The sequence below is a fragment of the Pseudarthrobacter arbutini genome (genome assembly GCF_054510915.1).
The window spans coordinates 103,571-120,981 of sequence record NZ_JBTNDQ010000016.1; the positions used below are offsets into that span (position 1 = coordinate 103,571).

General features: G+C 65.6%; 14 protein-coding genes. 12 read left to right on the top strand and 2 right to left on the bottom strand.

The window, feature by feature from the left end:
- Window positions 1-128 precede the first annotated feature (128 nt).
- From ACX80V_RS17675 to ACX80V_RS17685, 3 genes are all read left to right on the top strand, one after another.
- Window positions 129-1,514 (top strand): MFS transporter, encoded by a 1,386-nt coding sequence (locus ACX80V_RS17675; protein ID WP_485844237.1) that lies wholly within the window; start codon window positions 129-131, stop codon window positions 1,512-1,514.
- Window positions 1,515-1,555: 41 nt separating this feature from the next.
- Entirely contained in the window at window positions 1,556-2,329 is a 774-nt protein-coding gene (locus tag ACX80V_RS17680) for an SDR family NAD(P)-dependent oxidoreductase (protein WP_104062786.1), read from the top strand.
- Window positions 2,330-2,429: 100 nt separating this feature from the next.
- Window positions 2,430-3,563: an LOG family protein gene (locus ACX80V_RS17685; protein ID WP_485844238.1), complete on the top strand. Its 1,134-nt coding sequence runs from the start codon at window positions 2,430-2,432 to the stop codon at window positions 3,561-3,563.
- Between the two features lie 39 nt (window positions 3,564-3,602).
- Here ACX80V_RS17685 and ACX80V_RS17690 read toward each other — a convergent pair whose 3' ends face one another.
- Window positions 3,603-4,781 (bottom strand): VIT1/CCC1 transporter family protein, encoded by a 1,179-nt coding sequence (locus ACX80V_RS17690; protein ID WP_485844239.1) that lies wholly within the window; start codon window positions 4,779-4,781, stop codon window positions 3,603-3,605.
- Between the two features lie 229 nt (window positions 4,782-5,010).
- Here ACX80V_RS17690 and ACX80V_RS17695 point away from each other — a divergent pair, with 229 nt between their 5' ends.
- Entirely contained in the window at window positions 5,011-5,235 is a 225-nt protein-coding gene (locus tag ACX80V_RS17695; RefSeq protein ID WP_485844240.1) for a hypothetical protein, read from the top strand.
- 113 nt (window positions 5,236-5,348) lie between these two features.
- Here ACX80V_RS17695 and ACX80V_RS17700 read toward each other — a convergent pair whose 3' ends face one another.
- Window positions 5,349-6,890: a sodium:solute symporter family protein gene (locus ACX80V_RS17700; protein ID WP_485844241.1), complete on the bottom strand. Its 1,542-nt coding sequence runs from the start codon at window positions 6,888-6,890 to the stop codon at window positions 5,349-5,351.
- 283 nt (window positions 6,891-7,173) lie between these two features.
- Here ACX80V_RS17700 and ACX80V_RS17705 point away from each other — a divergent pair, with 283 nt between their 5' ends.
- The 8 genes from ACX80V_RS17705 to ACX80V_RS17740 all read left to right on the top strand — a co-directional run bounded on the left by ACX80V_RS17705 (window position 7,174) and on the right by ACX80V_RS17740 (window position 17,394).
- On the top strand, window positions 7,174-7,749 hold the full coding sequence (locus ACX80V_RS17705) for a helix-turn-helix domain-containing protein (protein ID WP_058929916.1): 576 nt from the start codon (window positions 7,174-7,176) through the stop codon (window positions 7,747-7,749).
- 171 nt (window positions 7,750-7,920) lie between these two features.
- The gene (gene speB / locus ACX80V_RS17710; protein ID WP_056347317.1) at window positions 7,921-8,985 is read left to right on the top strand and encodes an agmatinase; all 1,065 of its coding nucleotides are present in this window, start codon (window positions 7,921-7,923) and stop codon (window positions 8,983-8,985) included.
- Between the two features lie 5 nt (window positions 8,986-8,990).
- A complete protein-coding gene (locus ACX80V_RS17715) occupies window positions 8,991-10,685 on the top strand; it encodes a thiamine pyrophosphate-binding protein (RefSeq protein ID WP_485844242.1) in 1,695 nt (564 codons plus the stop codon).
- A 185-nt stretch (window positions 10,686-10,870) separates the two neighbouring features.
- The gene (locus ACX80V_RS17720) at window positions 10,871-11,377 is read left to right on the top strand and encodes a MarR family winged helix-turn-helix transcriptional regulator (protein ID WP_485844243.1); all 507 of its coding nucleotides are present in this window, start codon (window positions 10,871-10,873) and stop codon (window positions 11,375-11,377) included.
- Window position 11,378: 1 nt separating this feature from the next.
- Window positions 11,379-12,962, top strand: a complete 1,584-nt coding sequence (locus ACX80V_RS17725) for an MFS transporter (RefSeq protein ID WP_485844244.1) — start codon at window positions 11,379-11,381, stop codon at window positions 12,960-12,962.
- Between the two features lie 174 nt (window positions 12,963-13,136).
- Window positions 13,137-14,870, top strand: a complete 1,734-nt coding sequence (locus tag ACX80V_RS17730; RefSeq protein WP_485844245.1) for an ABC transporter ATP-binding protein — start codon at window positions 13,137-13,139, stop codon at window positions 14,868-14,870.
- The gene (locus ACX80V_RS17735; protein ID WP_485844246.1) at window positions 14,867-16,930 is read left to right on the top strand and encodes an ABC transporter ATP-binding protein; all 2,064 of its coding nucleotides are present in this window, start codon (window positions 14,867-14,869) and stop codon (window positions 16,928-16,930) included. Before ACX80V_RS17730 ends, ACX80V_RS17735 begins: the two co-directional genes overlap by 4 nt.
- Window positions 16,931-16,977: 47 nt before the next feature.
- Window positions 16,978-17,394, top strand: coding sequence for an acyl-CoA thioesterase (locus ACX80V_RS17740; RefSeq protein WP_058929911.1), 417 nt, complete (start codon window positions 16,978-16,980; stop codon window positions 17,392-17,394).
- Window positions 17,395-17,411 lie beyond the last annotated feature (17 nt).

The following is a 17,411-nucleotide window of genomic DNA, read 5'->3' on the forward strand; positions in this document are numbered from 1 at the left end:
GTCAGATGTCTGACATCTGACTCAAATCGCATCGGATCCCGTCCTCATTGGACAGGGCCCTCCAAGATATCCGCACGGATTCCCGCCACCACCGCCGGTGCCGGACTCCGTTAGACAGAAGGTCGAAGATGACTTCACTCTCCTTAAAATCCGCAGGGCTCGGCGAGCTTGGCGAGCGTACGCTCCGCAAGGTCCGCCGCCGCGTTATGCCACTGATCGTCCTGCTCTATTTCGTTGCCTACCTTGACCGCAACAACGTGGGCTTCGCCAAGCTCACCATGAGCGAGGACATCGGCCTGAATGCCGCAGCTTACGGGCTCGGCGCCGGCATCTTCTTCCTCGGCTACGCGCTCCTTGAGGTGCCCAGCAACGCAGGTATGTACCGGTTCGGCGCACGCAAGTGGCTGGCCCGGATCCTTATTACGTGGGGCATCTTCGCCACGGCCATGTGCTTGGTGAACGGTGAAACGACCTACTACGTCATCCGGTTCCTGCTGGGGGCGGCAGAGGCTGGATTCTTCCCGGCCATCCTTTTCTACCTGACGCTGTGGTTCCCTGCCGCTCAGCGCGTCACGGTACTGGGCATCTTCATCCTCGCCCAGCCCATCTCCAACGCCCTGGGCGCCCCGGTCTCCGGACTGCTGCTCCAGATGGACGGCATCATGGGTCTTCATGGATGGCAGTGGCTGTACATCATCGAAGGTATCCCGGCCATCATCCTGGGCTTGCTCACCCCCATCCTCATGACCGACCGCCCGCGGGATGCCAAGTGGCTCAACCCGGACGAGCGCGAATGGCTTGCCACCACCATGGACAAAGAGTTGGCCGTCAAGTCCAGTTCCGGCAGCCACAACTTCCTGTCCGGCCTCAAGGACAAGCGGACCCTGACCTACTCGGCCCTGTACTTCGGCCTGGTCTGCGGCATCTACGGACTGGGTCTCTGGATGCCCACCATCGTCGCCGCCTTGGGCAAGTTCTCCACCGCCCAGGTCGGGTTCATCGTCCTCATTCCCTACTCCGTGGCCGCAGTCTTTGTGTTCTTCTGGAGCAAGCGTGCGGACAAGACCGGAAAGCGGGCCTGGCACAGTGCGGTCAGCATGGTCCTTGCCGGCATGGGCCTCCTGGCTGCAGGCTACCTGCTTCCGGTCAACCCCGTACTGGCCCTCATTGCCCTGACCGCCGCGGCCATGGGTATCTACGGCGCCATCGCGCCTTTCCTGTCCATGCCGTCCGCGGCGCTCACCGGGGCAGCTGCTGCTTCCGGCCTCGCCCTGATCAACTCACTGGGTAACCTCGGGGGTTTTGTGGCCCCCTATGCTGTCGGCCTGCTGAACGACGCCACGGGCAACAACCAGAGCGGCCTGCTGTTCCTGTCCTTCTGCCTCTGCGTCACGGCGGTTGCCACCTACCTTTACGCACGCAAGCGCCCCGAAGGCGATGCCGCGCTGGATCCCTCAGTTGCCGCGACTGCCGCTGTGACCCCTGACTCCAAGGCTCCGGCAAAAATCTCCTAATCTCGAAATCCCTAATCTCGAAATCACTGAAGGAAAACCTCATGACTATCAGCAACTTCCCCTCCGAACGCACAGTTGTCCTGACCGGCGCCGCGTCGGCCCGCGGCATCGGGCGCGCCGCCGCTGACCGGATGGCCAGTGAGGGATGGTCAATCGCTATCCTCGACATCAATGCGGAGGACGCCAAGGCCGCTGCCGCGGAGATCGGCTCCAACCGTGCGGTCAAGGCCATTGGCGTTGGAGCCGACGTGTCCGACGAGGCGTCCGTTGACCGGGCCATCACCGAGATCGAAGACGCTCTTCCCCCGATTGTTGCGCTCGCCAACCTCGCCGGGATCAGCTCCCCGACGACGTTCATGGAAACCACCGTGGCGGAGTGGGACAACGTCTTCGCCATCAACATGCGCGGTACGTTCATCGTTTCCCAGCGGGTCCTCAAGGGCATGATCGAGCGCAAGCTCGGGCGCATCGTGAGCATCTCGTCCATCTCCGCCCAGCGCGGCGGCGGAACGTTCTCGAAGGTTGCCTACAGCGCCACCAAAGCCGGAATCCTCGGGTTTACCCGCGCCCTGGCCCGGGAAGTCGGCGAGTTCGGCATCACGGTCAATGCGATTGCCCCCGGCCCGATCGACACCGACATCATGGGTGGAACCCTCACCGATGAGCGCAAAGCGCAGCTTTCCGAGGGCATCATGATGGGCCGCGTGGGCACCCGCGAGGAAGTGGCAGCCTTGATCGCCTTCCTGTTGGGCCAGGACTCGGGCTACATCACCGCCGCCACCTATGACATCAACGGCGGCCTCCAGGTTTCCTGACCGGGAACCGGACCAGGCACGGGCACCCCCTCCGGAATTCCGGCGGGGGTGCCCGTGCCAGTGCCGTGCCGGGGCCTCGGCCGAAGTCTAGGCTGGCACTATGAACCCCTCCGGCGGCCTGGTCCCCAGCCCGCGGACCCTTGAGGTTGAGAGCCTGGACGCCTTCGACCGGCTGGTCGCCGCCGGCGCGGTGGCCATGCACGGCTGGCACGCCCAGTCCCTGGACCTGCGCGGCCGCAAGGCAGCGCTTGAGGCGCTGGACGTGGAGGGTGCCATTTTCCTGGGCTGCACTTTCGACCAGGGCGTTGAAGACGGGCTTCGCCGCCGCGGCGCACTGATCTTCCCCAGGCTGCAGGGTGTGCCGTTCGATCCCTACCGGGCCCGGCTCTATACACCGCAGGAACTGTACGCCGGCCTGGAACACTCACCCTATGAGGAGCTGCCTGACGCCCTGGTGTACCAGTGGAGCATCCGCCCGGGGCAACGCAACCGGCTGGACGCCACCCTGGCCTCGGCGCTGCATGACCACGCCATCGGCGACGCCCTGGATGAGTTCACTCACTCGGACCCCTACGCCGGCCGCACCACCGTGGGCGTGATGGGCGGGCATGCCGCCCTGCGGGGCACCCCGGACTTCGCTCAGGCAGCCGAGCTGGGCAGGCTCCTGGCGCAGAGCGGGCGGATCGTGGCAACCGGCGGCGGCCCGGGTGCCATGGAAGCGGCAAACATCGGCGCGTATCTGAGCCAAGTTCCGCACGCCGAGTTCACGGCGGCGCTCGCGGGCCTTGGAGCCGTCCCCGGCTTCCGCCCCTCGGTGTCCGCGTGGGCACGCGAGGCGGCCGCCGTCGTCGAGCGCCATCCGGGCGGAACGCCGTCCCTAGGGATCCCCACCTGGTTCTACGGGCATGAGCCGCCGAACTACTTTGCCACGCACATCGCCAAGTACTTCGCCAACGCCATCCGGGAGGCGATCCTGCTGGAACTGTGCGACGGCGGCATCATCTTCCTGCCGGGAGCGGCCGGTACCGTGCAGGAAATTTTCCAGGACGCCTGCGAGAACTACTACAGCGCCCGCGAAGCCGTGACGCCGATGGTGCTGGTGGGACGGCAGCACTGGGAGCACGAGTATCCCGCGTGGCCCATGCTCCAGCGACTCGCTGCCGGACGGGCCATGGAGGACCGGATCTTCCTGGTGGACAGTGTGGACCAGGCGCTCGCGGTGCTGGGCGGCTAGCACTTTCCAAGCCGGCAGCCCGTCGCCCGTGCTCGGCGGTTAACCCACCACGGTGCCGAAGGCCAGCCCCAGCACATAGGTCACGGCGGCGGCGCCCAGGCCGATGCCCAACTGGCGCAGCCCGCGCGTCAGCGGCGACGTTCCGGACAGCAGGCCCACGATTCCGCCGGTCGCCAGCAGCGCCAGCCCCACCAGCACTGCTGCCACCACGAGTGCGGTCACCCCGGTCAGGCCGAACAGGAACGGCACGATGGGGACCACGGCGCCGGACGCGAAAAAGCAGAAGCTGGACAGCGCCGCCCCCCACGCGGTGCCCACGGCCTCGTGCTGGTCCTCCGCCTCCGGCACCTCGGGCTGGAGCGACAGGCTGGGATCGCAGTCGCAGCTCAGCAGCCCCATGCGTTCGGCCACACGGTGTTCGGCCGCTTCGTGGGACATCCCGCGCGCCAGGTAAACGAGCATAAGTTCGTTGTGTTCGATGTCCAGTTTCGGGGCGGCCGCGAGGGTGATCTGGGTGGGACGCGTGGCTGCCAGGAGCTCGCGCTGGGACCGCACGGAGACAAACTCGCCCGCGGCCATGGACATGGCACCGGCGAGGAGCCCTGCCACACCGCTGAGCAGCACCACCCCGCTCGCCACTCCGGAAGCGGCCATGCCCACAACGAGTGAGAGGTTGCTGACCAAGCCATCATTGGCGCCAAAAACGGCGGCACGGAACGTCCCGGCGAGCCTGTTGCGGCCACGGGTTGCCAGGCCTCGGACCACTTCCTCATGGATCTGTTCGTCCGCTGCCATGGCATCCGTGGCGTTGGGATCCAAGGCGTAGGGGGAGCGGCCTTCAGCGCGCTGGGCGAGGGCCAGGACGAAAACGGAGCCGAAGTGGCGGGCCAGGAAGCCCAGGAACTGGCTGCGAAGGGACGCCGGCCGGGACTTTTGGGCGTGGTCGCCGAGGAGCCGCAGCCAGTGGGCCTCGTGCCGCCCCTCGGCTTCGGCGAGGGCCAGCAGGATGGCACGTTCTTCGCCGTCGCGGTTTTGGGCGAGATCGCGGTAGACGGCGGCCTCTGCCCGTTCGTCCGCCAGGTACTGGCGCCACCGGCGGATGTCGGCCGGGGTGGGCTGCGGCGCGGATGGGGTGGAATCCGCCGGCCGGGCTTGGCTGGGATTGGGGTGCTGAGACACGCAAGGCTCCTGTGCTGGATGGGCATGGTTCGGCCCCATTGCACCGCCCAGCTTACCGCGGAATTCCGCGGATTTTCGGCTGGCTGCCCTCACTGCGGAGTTTAGGTTTCCCTCAAAATTCGGCGGTCTGCCGCGTGTGCCGGGACGGGTTGCGCCGGCTCTTGACCGGGCCCAACGGCGGTGCTGTGATGAAGGAGTGGCGTCCGCCCGCGCCCACCGGCGGCGCCCATCAACAAAGCACGTCAGGCGAACAAACGGAGGTCGAATCATGAGCACCACCGGACAGCACCCGGACATGCCGCACCTGGAATCTGTTGAATCGGATCCCGCTTACGACTACGCCGAGGACGTCCCCATCAGCGTGGACGACTGGGACGCCGAGGACGAATTCCTGGACGCCGAAAAGGTGGTGGTTCCCACGCCCCCGGTGGCAGTCGACGCCGAGGAGCGCGTGGTTCCACTCGATGAGGACGAGTTCCGCGGAACCGAATAGAACGAACGACGGCGGCACTCCGGTTCGCGGGGAAGCGAAGGGGAGTGCCGCCGTCGTACTTAACTCAGTGAAGCTGCGGGCTCAGTGGCCGCCGGTGATCGAGCCTGTCGAGATTAGTGGCTGGGGTGGCTGGCGACCGGGTGGGCCTCCATGGGCAGCTCTTCGGTGACCGCTCCCGCGACCCGCTTCTCCCAGGCCTCGCGGACCTCGGGGTCCGTGGGAGGCGTGAGCAGCGAGATCACGATGTACGAGACCAGCGAGGCGCCGAGGCCCCAGTAGATGGGTTCGTTGGCGTAGACGCCGTCAGCGCTGGGGATGACCCCTACGGCGTACATGATCAACAGTGCCAGGGTCAGGACCGAGCCAACGGCCATGGACCAGGCGGCTGCGATGCCGGTGCCGCGCTTCCAGACCAGGCCGCCGAGGATGGCCACCAGCAGGCCGCCCACCAGGATGTCGTAGGCGATGGTCAGTGCCACCACGACGTCCTGTGCCGCCATGGAGATCAGCACGGCCACGATGCCCAGGCCCAGGACCCAGTAACGGTTGGCCTTGACGTCGTGCTCGGGGTTTTCGGTGTCGTCGGTGTTGATCGTCTTGCCGAACCAGCTGGCGACGAACGGCACCACGTCGGCGCGGGCCACCGTGGCGGCTGCGATGAGGGCGCCGGAGGCGGTGGACATCATGGCGGCGACTGCGGCGGCCATGACCAGGCCGCCGATGCCGATCGGCAGGATCTGGGTGGCGACCTCGGCGTAGACAACGTCCTTGCCGAGGTTGGCGACGTCGATGTCGGGCAGGGCCACGCGGGCGGCCAGGCCGATCAGGGCACCGGCGACACCGTACAGGATGCAGTAGACGCCGGCCGTTGCGCCGCCCCAGCGGGCCACGGTGGGGGTCTTGGCGGTAAAGACGCGCTGCCAGATGTCCTGGCCGATCAGCAGGCCGAGGGTGTAGACCACGAAGTACGTGATGATCGTCTGCATCCCGATGCCATCAAGCTGGAAGAAGCTGGCGTCAACGCGGCTGCGGATGCCGTCGAAGCCGCCGGCGGCGTTGAGCGTGAACGGCAGCATCAGGGCGAAGATGCCCACGGTCTTGATGATGAACTGCACCTGGTCGGCCAGGGTGATGGACCACATGCCGCCGATGGTGGAGTAGACCAGGACGATGGCGCCGCCGACTGCGATGGCGAGCCAGCGCTCCCAGTCGAACAGGACGACAAAGATGGTGGCGTAGGCGCCGGTGGAGGTGGCGCAAAGCATCAGGGTGTAGGCCAGCATCACGATGCCGGAGGTCTGGGTGGCGCGCTGGCCGTAGCGCAGGCTGAGCATCTGGGAGACCGTGTAGATCTTCAGCCGCTGGATGGTGCCGGCGAAGAGCAGGCTCAGGAGGAGCACACCCGCGCCGATGGCGACCACCAGCCACATGCCGGAGATGCCGAACTTGTAGCCCAGGCCGACGCCGCCGACGGTGGAGGCACCGCCCAGGACGACGGCGGCCATGGTGCCGGTGTAGAGCAGCGGGCCGAGGCGGCGGCCGGCCACCAGGAAGTCGCTGTTGTTCTTGGTGCGGGACTTGCCCCACCAGCCGAAGGCCAGCATGGCGATGAGGTACACCACCACGATGGCGATGTTGACGAAGTTAGCGTCCATTTGGGGCTCCTTGGAGCTGATCTGCAGCTTGGCTGGTATCCCGGCGGCGCTGCTGGGGAAGCCGGTTTTCCGCTGCTCTTGTGGAATTGGGAGGAAGAGTTCCTCAAATATTGCCTCACAGGCAACACTTGTTGCCAAGAAGCGTATGCTGTGACCGACGCAACAGTCAAGGTCGGCCGTACTATCTGTTGTTCGCCGCGGCGTCCGCCACGTCACACGGGCCGGCTGGCCATAGGATTGCTCCAGAGATGGGGCCGCACCGCCGGCCACGAAAGGTCCGCACATGAAGGCACTGCCAGTTGAGCCGAGCAACGTTCCCGTTGCCATCGGTTCCCGAATCCGTGCCGCCCGGCAGTCGCAGCGGCTGACCATCGAGCAGGTTGCCGACGCCACCGGCCTGACCAAGGGCTTCCTCAGCCGCGTGGAACGTGACCTTACGTCGCCGTCGGTGGCGTCCCTGGTGACCCTGTGCCAGGTCCTGTCCATCTCCATTGGCGACCTGTTTGTGGCCCCGGAAACCCACCTGACCAAGCGGGACGAGGGCCCACGGATCTCCCTGGGCGGCGAAGGCATCGTGGAGAGGCTGCTGACTGCCCGTTCCGAACGGCGCATCCAGATCATCCAGGCCGTCATCGAGCCGCATGGCCGCGGCGAGGCTGAGCTTTACGCCGTGGACTGCGACGTGGATGTGCTCCATGTGATCAAGGGGCGCATCCGGCTGATCCTGACCAACGAGGAATACGAGCTCAGCACCGGCGACACCGTGACCTTCCCGGGCCGCGAACCGCATACGTGGGTCAATCCCACCGACGAGGCCGTGGAAGTTCTCTGGGTCCTGGTCCCCGCCGCCAGCCGGTAGGTTGCTGCCCCCCGCTCGCTAGCGTTGCTGCGTTCCTTCCCGGTTTGTGGCCCGGGGGCGATCGGCGAGACCTCGGCCAGGAGAGTTTGTAAACAACTGATGCGCATAAGAAAACTTCAGGCTATGATGGCTGTCACACCCGCCGATCAATCCTCGAAGGAGAGGCTCATCTTGAAAGAGCTGCGCATCGAAGCCAACGGCAACCTTGGCCCCATCGATTCATCCCGTATCCCGCGCTATGCCGGCGCTGCAACCTACGCCCGCCTGCCGCGCCTGGACCAGGTGGCCAAGGCTGACGTGACGGTGGTGGGAGTGCCCTTCGACTCGGGTGTTTCGTACCGCCCGGGTGCCCGTTTCGGCTCCAACCACATCCGCGAGGCCAGCCGCCTGCTCCGCCCGTACAACCCCGCCTGGGACGTCAGCCCGTTCGAAAACATCCAGGTGGCTGACGCCGGCGACATGGCGGTCAACCCGTTCAACATCAACGAAGCCATCGAAACCATCCAGCAGAACGCCCTGGACCTCACCGCGGCCGGCAGCAAGCTGGTGACGCTCGGCGGGGACCACACCATTGCCCTGCCATTGCTCCGCGCGGCTGCCGAGCGGGCGGGCGGGCCCATTGCCATGCTGCATTTTGACGCCCACCTCGACACGTGGGACACCTACTTCGGCGCCGAATACACGCACGGCACCCCGTTCCGCCGGGCCGTTGAGGAAGGCATCCTGGACACGGAAGCGATCAGCCACATCGGCACGCGCGGCCCGCTCTACGGCAAAAAGGATCTCGACGACGACCACCGCTTCGGGTTCGGCATCGTCACCTCCGCGGACGTCTACTACCAGGGCGTCCTCGAAACCGTGGCCAAGGTCCGCGACCGGATCGGCAACCGCCCGCTCTACATCTCCGTGGACATCGACGTCCTGGACCCCGCACACGCGCCGGGCACGGGAACACCCGAAGCCGGCGGCATCACCAGCCGCGAACTCCTGGAGATCATCCGCGGCTTCCGCGGCATGAACCTCGTGGGCGCCGACGTCGTCGAGGTTGCGCCCGCCTACGACCACGCCGAAATCACCGGCGTGGCCGCCAGCCATGTGGCCTATGAACTGATCACCCTGATGGCGGACAATGCTGTTGAAGGTGACCGGTTCGGGACGGCCAACGGCTACGCCGCCCAAGCTCTCGGCCAAGAAGCCCGCCAACCTGCCGGTTTCGCCGCCGGAACCAAGGAGTAGCCACCATGATTGATTTCGATCCGGGCACAGCAGCCCCTACCAAGGGGACCAGCCAGCGCAACGGCGGGGACCTCGTCGTCGAAACCCTTGAAGCGCTCGGCGCCAAGACCGTCTTCGGCATCCCGGGCCAGCACGCGCTGGGCCTGTTTGACGCCATGGGCCGTGGCAATCTGCACTTCGTGTCTTCTCGCGTGGAGAACAACAGCGCCTTCGCCGCGGACGGGTACTCCCGCGCCACCGGCGAAGTGGGCGTGCTGTTCCTGTCCACCGGTCCCGGCGCGCTGACCTCCCTGGCCGGCCTGCAGGAGGCCTACGCCACGGGTGTGCCCATGGTGGTGGTGGCCAGCCAGATCCCGCTCGAAGGACTGGGCGCCCGCCGCAAGGGCATGCTGCACCAGCTCGATGACCAGAAGGCCTCGGCCGCGAACGTCACCAAGAGCCAGCGCCTGATCCAGCACGCGTCCGGTATTCCGTCGGCCATCCAGGATGCCTGGACCGAGGCCATCTCCTCGCCGCAGGGCCCGGTCTGGCTGGAAATCCCGCAGAACGTGCTGCTGGATCCCATCATGGTGCCCCCGGTGGAGGACGCGCTCGCCGAAGCAGCGGACAACCCGCCCCGCGTGGAGCTGGTCCGGGAAGCAGTGAAATGGCTGTCGACGGCGGAACGTCCCGCCATCATCGCAGGTGGTGGTACCCGGCGGGGCCGGGCCGAAAAGTCGCTGCTCTCGATTGCCGAAAAGCTGCGCGCACCGGTCATCTGCACGCCTGGCGGCAACGGCGCCTTCCCCTGGATCCATGAGCTCTCGCTGCAGTCCTGGATCGAGGACCGCCACATGACGGACCTCCTGGAAGACGCCGACGTCCTGATTGTCATTGGCTCCTCCCTTGGTGAAGTCACGTCCAACTACTTCACGTTCGCGCCCCGCGGCCGCATCATCCAGATCGACGCCGAACCGCGCGTCCTCGAATCGAACAGCCCCGGCCTGGGCATCCGTGCCGACGCCGGCCAGGCGCTCGCCGCCCTCGACGAGGCCCTGGTGGCGCCCGTCGACACCGCCCGCAGCTGGCACGGGACCACTCCCGAGGACCTGGTGAAGGACTCGCTCGCCAAGGTCAAGGCAAGGCTGGAATCCCAGGACCTGGGCAAAGAGCTGAAGTTCATGTCCGACATCCGCGAAGCCGTCCCCGCGGACATGCAGACCTTCTGGGACATGACCATTTCCGCGTACTGGGGCTGGAGCTGCTGGGATGCCCGGCAGGGCCAGTTCCACTCCGCCCAGGGTGCCGGCGGCCTGGGCTACGGCTTCCCGGCAGCCATCGGCGGCGCCGTCGGGCTGGAAACAGTCGGCAAGCCCGGCCGGGTCCTCGCCGTGTCCGGTGACGGTTCATCCATGTACTCCATCTCCGAACTCGCCACCGCCAAGCAGCACAACATCCCGGTCACCTGGCTGATCGTGGACGACGGCGGCTACGGCATCCTGCGTGAATACATGGTGGGCGCGTTCGGCAAGGCCACGGCCACCGAGCTTGCGCGCCCCGACTTCGTCAAGCTCGCCGAAGCATTCGGCGTGCCGGCCACGCGGGTGGCCCCCGAGGACGTCGGGGACGCGCTCAAGGCGGGCTTCGCGGCGGACGGACCCAACGTCGTCGTCGTCGAAACCCTGCTCAAGATGTTCGGCCCCACCCACCTGGACGACTGAACACCCAGCACCAACCACGCGCGAACTGGCAGCTAATACCCTCCTCAAGCAAATTTGAGGGTATTAGCTGCCGGTTCGCGCTTGGCGTTTAAGGCCAGAGACCCTGGTCATCTCTTCTTTAGTTTCCCAAAGCAACCATTTAACGATATGGTTGCCTTAGGCAAACAAAAGAGGAGAGCTCAATCATGGCAGTCGCCCCGGACACCGCAGCGGACCTTGTGTACCGCATCTTCGACCTCCAACGGGTGGTCCGATGCGTCGCCGCGGCGAGCTTCCGCGGACAGGACACCGGGGTTGCGCTGCAGGGCGTGCTCAGGTTCGTGGGGGAGGGGGAATCCCGCGCCACCCGGCTGGCGGAGCGGCTCGGTGTCAGCGCCCCCGTCCTCAGCCGCCACATCGCGGACCTTGAGGAGCAGGGTTACGTCATCCGGCGGCAGGATCCCGACGACGGCCGCGCCCAGTTGGTTGCCCTCTCGCCGGCCGGCGCTGACAAGCTCCGGAAGATCGAAGAGCGCCGCACGGCCACGCTGCAGGAGTACCTCAGCGATTGGAGCCAGGAGGATGCCGAAGACACGGCACGGATCCTGACAAAACTCTCGGAGTCCCTCAAGCATTCAGCCCGGGCACATGCACTCCCGGCACATTCAACCGCGGCATCAGCCACCGCACCCCAGAACCTCCAGGAGCACTGATATGTCGAGCCAACCCGCCGCACCGCCCTTGGCGATGACCCACCGCCAGATCATGGAAGCCCTGACCGGGCTCCTCGCGGCGTTCTTCACCGCCATCCTCAGCAGCACCATCGTGGCCAACGCGTTGCCCACCATCATGTCCGATCTGCATGGCACGCAGACCGATTTCGCCTGGGTGATCACGGCCGCCCTGCTGGCCAACGCGGTCACCACCCCCATCTGGGGCAAGCTGTCCGACCTCTTCAACAAGAAGCTGCTGGTCCAGCTGAGCATTGTCATCTTTGTGGCCGGCTCCGTTATGGCCGGACTCTCCGAGACCATCCCGCTGCTGCTCACCGCCCGCGTTATCCAGGGCGTGGCCATGGGCGGTCTGACCGCGCTGGCGCAGGCCATCATCGGCAGCATGATCCCGCCGCGGGACCGCGGCAAATACTCCGGCTACATGGGCGCCGTGATGGCGGTAGGCACTGCCGGCGGCCCGCTGCTCGGCGGATTCATCGTGGACAGCCCGCTGGGCTGGCGCTGGACTTTCTTCGTCTGCGTGCCGCTCGCCGTCGTCGCGCTTATCCTGCTCCAGATCACCCTGAAAATCGAGCACATCAAACGCCACGTCAAGATCGACTGGCTTGGTTCCATCCTGCTGACCTCCGGCGTCAGCCTGCTCCTGATCTGGGTTTCCTTCGCCGGCAACCCCGCCTACTACGACTGGGTTTCCTGGCAGTCGGCCGCCATGGTGGGCGGTGGCGTGGTGCTGCTGGCCCTGCTGGTGCTGGTGGAGTCCAAGGTTGAGCAGCCCATCATCCCGCTGAAGATCATCTCTGAACGCACCACCGCTTTGGCCATCATCGCTTCAGTGGCGGTGGGCATCGCGATGTTCGGTTCAACCACTTTCCTGGGCCAGTACTTCCAGGTGGCCCGCGGCGCCACGCCTACCGAAGCCGGACTCCTTACGCAGCCGATGATCGCCGGCAACCTGACCGGTTCGGTCGTTTCCGGTCTGCTCATCAGCCGCACCGGCAAGTGGAAGGGCTACCTGATCGGCGGGTCCATCCTGCTGATCGGCGGCCTCGGCCTGGCCGGCACCATGGACCACACCACCGAACTGTGGCAGGCCGGGATCTTCACGGCCATCCTGGGCGTGGGCCTGGGCATGCTGATGCAGAACCTGGTCCTGGCGGTGCAGAACACGGTCCGGGCGTCAGATATCGGATCGGCCAGCGCGTCTGTTGCATTCTTCCGGTCGGTGGGCGGCGCGATCGGTGTGTCCGTGCTCGGCGCCGTCCTCAGCAGCCGGGTCAGCGAACTCGCCACGCAAGGCCTGGCCGCGGCCGGTATCCCTGTGGCGGGCGGGTCGGCCCGAGCCAGCATGGACCTCGTTGACATGCCCGCACCGGTCCGCGAGATCATGCGCGCCGCTTACGGCGACGCCACCGCCGAGGTCTTCCTGATCTCCGCCGGCGTTGCGGTGGTAGCCCTGATCTCGGTCCTGTTCATCAAGGAGCGCCCGCTGCGGCGCACCGTTGACATCCAGCCGGACGCAGATGCAGAAAGTACGACGCCGGAACTCGCGTCCGCCAGCCGCTGACAGGAGGGGCGTGGCCGGGGAACATGTGGGGGAGTACGCCGATCGGATGATATTTACCGTAGATGTTTCGCCCGGGCAACGGATTTCGTAGAGTGGGTAGGCTGAGGAATGTCAGCCCCGTCTGTTACTACTTATCCTCATCATTTCGCGCTCTCTTCCTAAGGATTCACGGGCATGCTCCTCACCCTCATACGGCGCTACTCCAAACCGTACATGCCATACATCGTGGCCGTCGTTGTGTTCCAACTGGCGTCCACCATCGCAGCGCTCTACCTTCCCAGCCTCAACGCCCAGATCATCGACGAAGGCGTTTCCCGTGGGGATACGGATTTCATTTGGCGGACCGGGTCCGTGATGCTGCTGGTGGCCATTGTCCAGGTGGGCACCGCCATCGCCGGCGTCTACTACGGCTCCAAAACGGCCATGGCCGTGGGCCGCGATCTGCGCCGCGGGGTGTTCCGCAAGGTCACCAGTTTCTCCGCCAAGGACGTGAACACGTTCGGCGCCCCCACCCTCATCACCCGCGGCACCAACGACGTCCAGCAGGTCCAGATGCTCGTGCTGATGGGACTGAACTTCATGGTGGCCACCCCCATCATGTGCATCGGCGGCATCATCATGGCGCTGCGCGAGGACATCAGCCTGTCGTGGCTGGTCTGGGTCTCCGTGCCCGTGCTGATCGTGGTGGTGGGCTACCTGGTGGTCCGGCTCATGCCCCTGTTCCGGTCCATGCAGAAGAAGATCGACCGCATCAACGCGGTACTTCGCGAGCAGATCATTGGCATCCGGGTCGTCCGCGCATTTGTCCGCGAACCCTATGAAACCGAGCGTTTCGGCGTTGCCAACAAGGACCTGACCGACGTCTCCCTGAAAATCGGGGCCCTGTTTGTCCTGATGTTCCCGGCCATCGGCATGATCCTGCACCTGTCCACGGCCGCGGTGCTGTGGTTCGGCGGTCAGCGCGTGGATTCGGGCGAAATGCAGGTGGGCGCCCTGACCGCCTTCCTGCAGTACCTGCTCCAGATCCTGATCGCCGTCATGATGGGCACGTTTATGGCCATGATGATCCCGCGCGCCTCCGTCTGCGCGGACCGCATCGGTGAAGTGCTCGACGTCGAACCCTCCATCCACGATCCCGAACGTCCTGAGACTCCCGCCACGCTGGCCGGGGTAGTGGAATACCGGAACGTCACCTTTGCCTACCCCGGTGCCGAGACGCCGGTGCTGAGCAACATCAGCTTCACCGCCAAGCCGGGCGAGACCGTTGCCATCATCGGTTCCACCGGTGCAGGCAAGACCTCGCTGCTGGCCCTGCTGCCGCGCCTGTACGACATCGCCGAGGGCGAAGTCCTCCTGGACGGCGTCTCCGTCGGCAACCTGGACCGTGCCGAGATCACCAAGCGCGTGGCCCTGGTACCGCAGCGGCCGTACCTCTTCTCGGGCACCATCGAGCACAACCTGCGCTTCGGCAAGACCGAGGCCACGGACCAGGAACTCTGGGACGCGCTGCAGATCGCCCAGGGCGAGGGCTTTGTCCGCGAGAAGAAGAACGGACTGAACGCCCGCATCGCGCAGGGCGGCACCAACGTCTCCGGCGGCCAGCGGCAGCGGCTCTGCATCGCCCGGGCGTTGATCACCAAACCCAAGGTCTACCTCTTTGACGATTCGTTCTCGGCGCTGGACGTCGCAACCGATGCCAGGCTCCGCGCCGCGCTGAAACAGACCACCGCCGACGCCACGGTCATCATCGTGGCCCAACGGATCTCCACCATCACCGATGCAGACCAGATCCTGGTCCTGGACAACGGCCGGATCGTGGACCGCGGAACGCATGAGGAGCTCCTGGAAACCTCACCCACCTACCAGGAAATTGTTGAATCCCAGCTGAGCGTGGAGGAAATGGCATGAGCGCCGCCAAGAAGGTCTCGACAGGCTCGACCACCGAAACGAACCCGGATTCCGTAACTCCGGAAGACCTCCTGGAGGACGACGATTTCTTCGAGGAGGAATACAAGCCCTCCGAGGCCGACGGCGACATGTTCGGCGGCATGCCCGCCAAGAAGGCCGAGCATTTCTGGCCCTCGGCGAAGCGGCTGCTGGGGCTCCTGAAGCCTGAGGCTGTGGGCATTTACGCCGTGGTGGCCCTGGTGGTGGTCTCGGTGGTCCTGAACGTCATCGCGCCCAAGATCCTGGGCCAGGCCATGGACGTCATCTTCGGCGGCGTGGTTGGCAAGCAACTGCCCGCGGGTGCCAGCAAGGACGAGTTCGTGGAAGGGCTGCGCCAGCAGGGGCAGGACAACTTCGCGGACATGGTGTCGCGGATGGAGCTGGTTCCCGGCACCGGGATCAACTTCCAGAAACTCTCAGTCCTGATCGCCATCGTGCTGCTGATGTACTTTGTGGCCAACATCTTCCTGTGGCTGCAGGGCTACGTGCTGAACCGCATCGTGATGAAGGTGATCCGCCGGCTCCGGGACGACACCGAAAAGAAGCTGAACCGGCTCCCGCTGAACTACTTCGACACCCGCCAGCGCGGCGACGTCCTCTCCCGGGTGACGAACGACGTCGACAACGTCCAGCAGGCGCTGCAGCAGGCGTTCGCACAGCTGATCAGCTCGCTGCTTACAGTGATCGGCATCGTCATCATGATGTTCATCGTCTCCTGGCAGCTCGCTCTCATCGCCCTCGTTGCGCTGCCGCTGTCCGGTTTGGCTGCAGGCCTGATCGGCTCGCGCAGCCAGAAGCTCTTCGCCGCCCAATGGAAGAACACGGGTGAGCTGAACGGCCAGATCGAGGAATCCTTCTCCGGGCACGACCTTGTGCGCGTCTTCGGCCGTGACGCTGACATGCTGGAACGCTTCGAAGAGCGGAACGAGGCCCTCTACAAGGCCAGCTTCGGAGCCCAGTTCGTCTCCGGCATGATCTTCCCGGTCATGCAGTTCGTTTCCTACCTCAGCTATGTGGGCATCGCCGTCGTGGGTGGCCTCCGGGTGGCCTCGGGCTCGATGTCGCTGGGCGACGCCACGGCGTTCATCCAGTACTCGCGAGAGTTCACGCAGCCGCTGGGCCAGATGGCCGGCATGGCCAACATGCTGCAGTCCGGCGTCGCGTCCTCGGAGCGGGTCTTTGAATTCCTCGACGCCGATGAGCAGGACTCCGAGACCGCCACCGAGCACCTGCCGGCCAAGACCGACGGGCATGTGGAGTTCAAGGACGTCACGTTCAGCTACACCGAGGATAGGCCGCTGATCGAAAACCTGTCCTTCACGGCAGAACCCGGGCACACCGTGGCAATCGTTGGTCCCACCGGGGCCGGCAAAACCACGCTGGTGAACCTCGTGATGCGCTTCTACGAGCTCAACTCAGGGTCCATCACCCTGGACGGCGTGGATGTCACGCACCTGAGCCGGTCCGAGCTGCGGTCCAAGGTGGGCATGGTGCTCCAGGATGCGTGGCTGTTTGGCGGGTCCATTTACGACAACATCCGGTACGGCAACCTGGACGCCACCGAGGAGCAGGTCATGGCGGCCGCCAAGGCCACTTTCGTGGACCGCTTTGTGCGCGCCCTGCCGGAGGGCTACGACACCGTGATCGATGAGGAAGGCAACAACGTCAGCGCCGGTGAAAAGCAGCTGATCACCATCGCCCGCGCGTTTGTGGCCAACCCGTCGCTGCTCATCCTGGATGAGGCAACCAGCTCCGTGGATACGCGCACCGAGCTGCTGGTCCAGAAGGCCATGGCGGCGCTGCGGACGGACCGCACCAGCTTTGTGATCGCGCACCGGCTCTCCACCATCCGCGACGCCGACACCATCCTGGTGATGGAGAACGGCAAGATCGTGGAGCAGGGCAACCACAAGACGCTGCTGGCGGCTGAGGGTGCTTATTACCGGCTGTACATGTCCCAGTTCGCCGGCTCTGACGTTGAAGAATCCGTTGTGGACGATTCGACGGCGGTCCACAGCTGAGCGCGCTGGGAACCGGAGCCGCCCGGCGCATCGAGGTCCTGGTCCCGATGCGCTGGGGCGACATGGACGCCTACGGGCACATCAACAACGTCCAGATTGTCAGGATGCTCGAGGAGGCCCGTATCGCAGCGTTCGGGCCTCCCCGGGGTGCCGGCCTGCCCGGCATCGAACCGGAAGTGTCGCTCTTCAACGACGTTCCGGAGGGAACTCTGGCGCTGGTGGTGGACCACAAGATCCGCTACGTGAGGACGTTGGAATACCGCAATGTCCCGGCAATGGTCCAGGTGTGGATCGGCGCGGTGAAGGGCGCCAGTTTCGACATCCACTACGTGGTGCAGGACCCGGTCACGCGGGAGGAGTGCGTCCGGGCCAGCAGCCATCTGGCCTTTGTGGATGAGGCTTCCGGCCGCGTCCTGCGCCTGACGCCGGAGCAGAAGGAGCGGCTGGCGCCGTTCACCGTTTGAGCTGTTCACGTTTTGAA

Coding starts and splice junctions, on each gene's coding strand:
- ACX80V_RS17730 (WP_485844245.1), top strand. CDS start 13,137: ATGCTCCTCACCCTCATACGGCGCTACTCCAAACCGTACATGCCATAC.
- ACX80V_RS17705 (WP_058929916.1), top strand. CDS start 7,174: ATGAAGGCACTGCCAGTTGAGCCGAGCAACGTTCCCGTTGCCATCGGT.
- ACX80V_RS17725 (WP_485844244.1), top strand. CDS start 11,379: ATGTCGAGCCAACCCGCCGCACCGCCCTTGGCGATGACCCACCGCCAG.
- ACX80V_RS17675 (WP_485844237.1), top strand. CDS start 129: ATGACTTCACTCTCCTTAAAATCCGCAGGGCTCGGCGAGCTTGGCGAG.
- ACX80V_RS17715 (WP_485844242.1), top strand. CDS start 8,991: ATGATTGATTTCGATCCGGGCACAGCAGCCCCTACCAAGGGGACCAGC.
- ACX80V_RS17720 (WP_485844243.1), top strand. CDS start 10,871: ATGGCAGTCGCCCCGGACACCGCAGCGGACCTTGTGTACCGCATCTTC.
- ACX80V_RS17740 (WP_058929911.1), top strand. CDS start 16,978: ATGCGCTGGGGCGACATGGACGCCTACGGGCACATCAACAACGTCCAG.
- ACX80V_RS17735 (WP_485844246.1), top strand. CDS start 14,867: ATGAGCGCCGCCAAGAAGGTCTCGACAGGCTCGACCACCGAAACGAAC.
- ACX80V_RS17700 (WP_485844241.1), bottom strand. CDS start 6,890: ATGGACGCTAACTTCGTCAACATCGCCATCGTGGTGGTGTACCTCATC.
- ACX80V_RS17680 (WP_104062786.1), top strand. CDS start 1,556: ATGACTATCAGCAACTTCCCCTCCGAACGCACAGTTGTCCTGACCGGC.
- ACX80V_RS17685 (WP_485844238.1), top strand. CDS start 2,430: ATGAACCCCTCCGGCGGCCTGGTCCCCAGCCCGCGGACCCTTGAGGTT.
- ACX80V_RS17690 (WP_485844239.1), bottom strand. CDS start 4,781: ATGGGGCCGAACCATGCCCATCCAGCACAGGAGCCTTGCGTGTCTCAG.
- ACX80V_RS17695 (WP_485844240.1), top strand. CDS start 5,011: ATGAGCACCACCGGACAGCACCCGGACATGCCGCACCTGGAATCTGTT.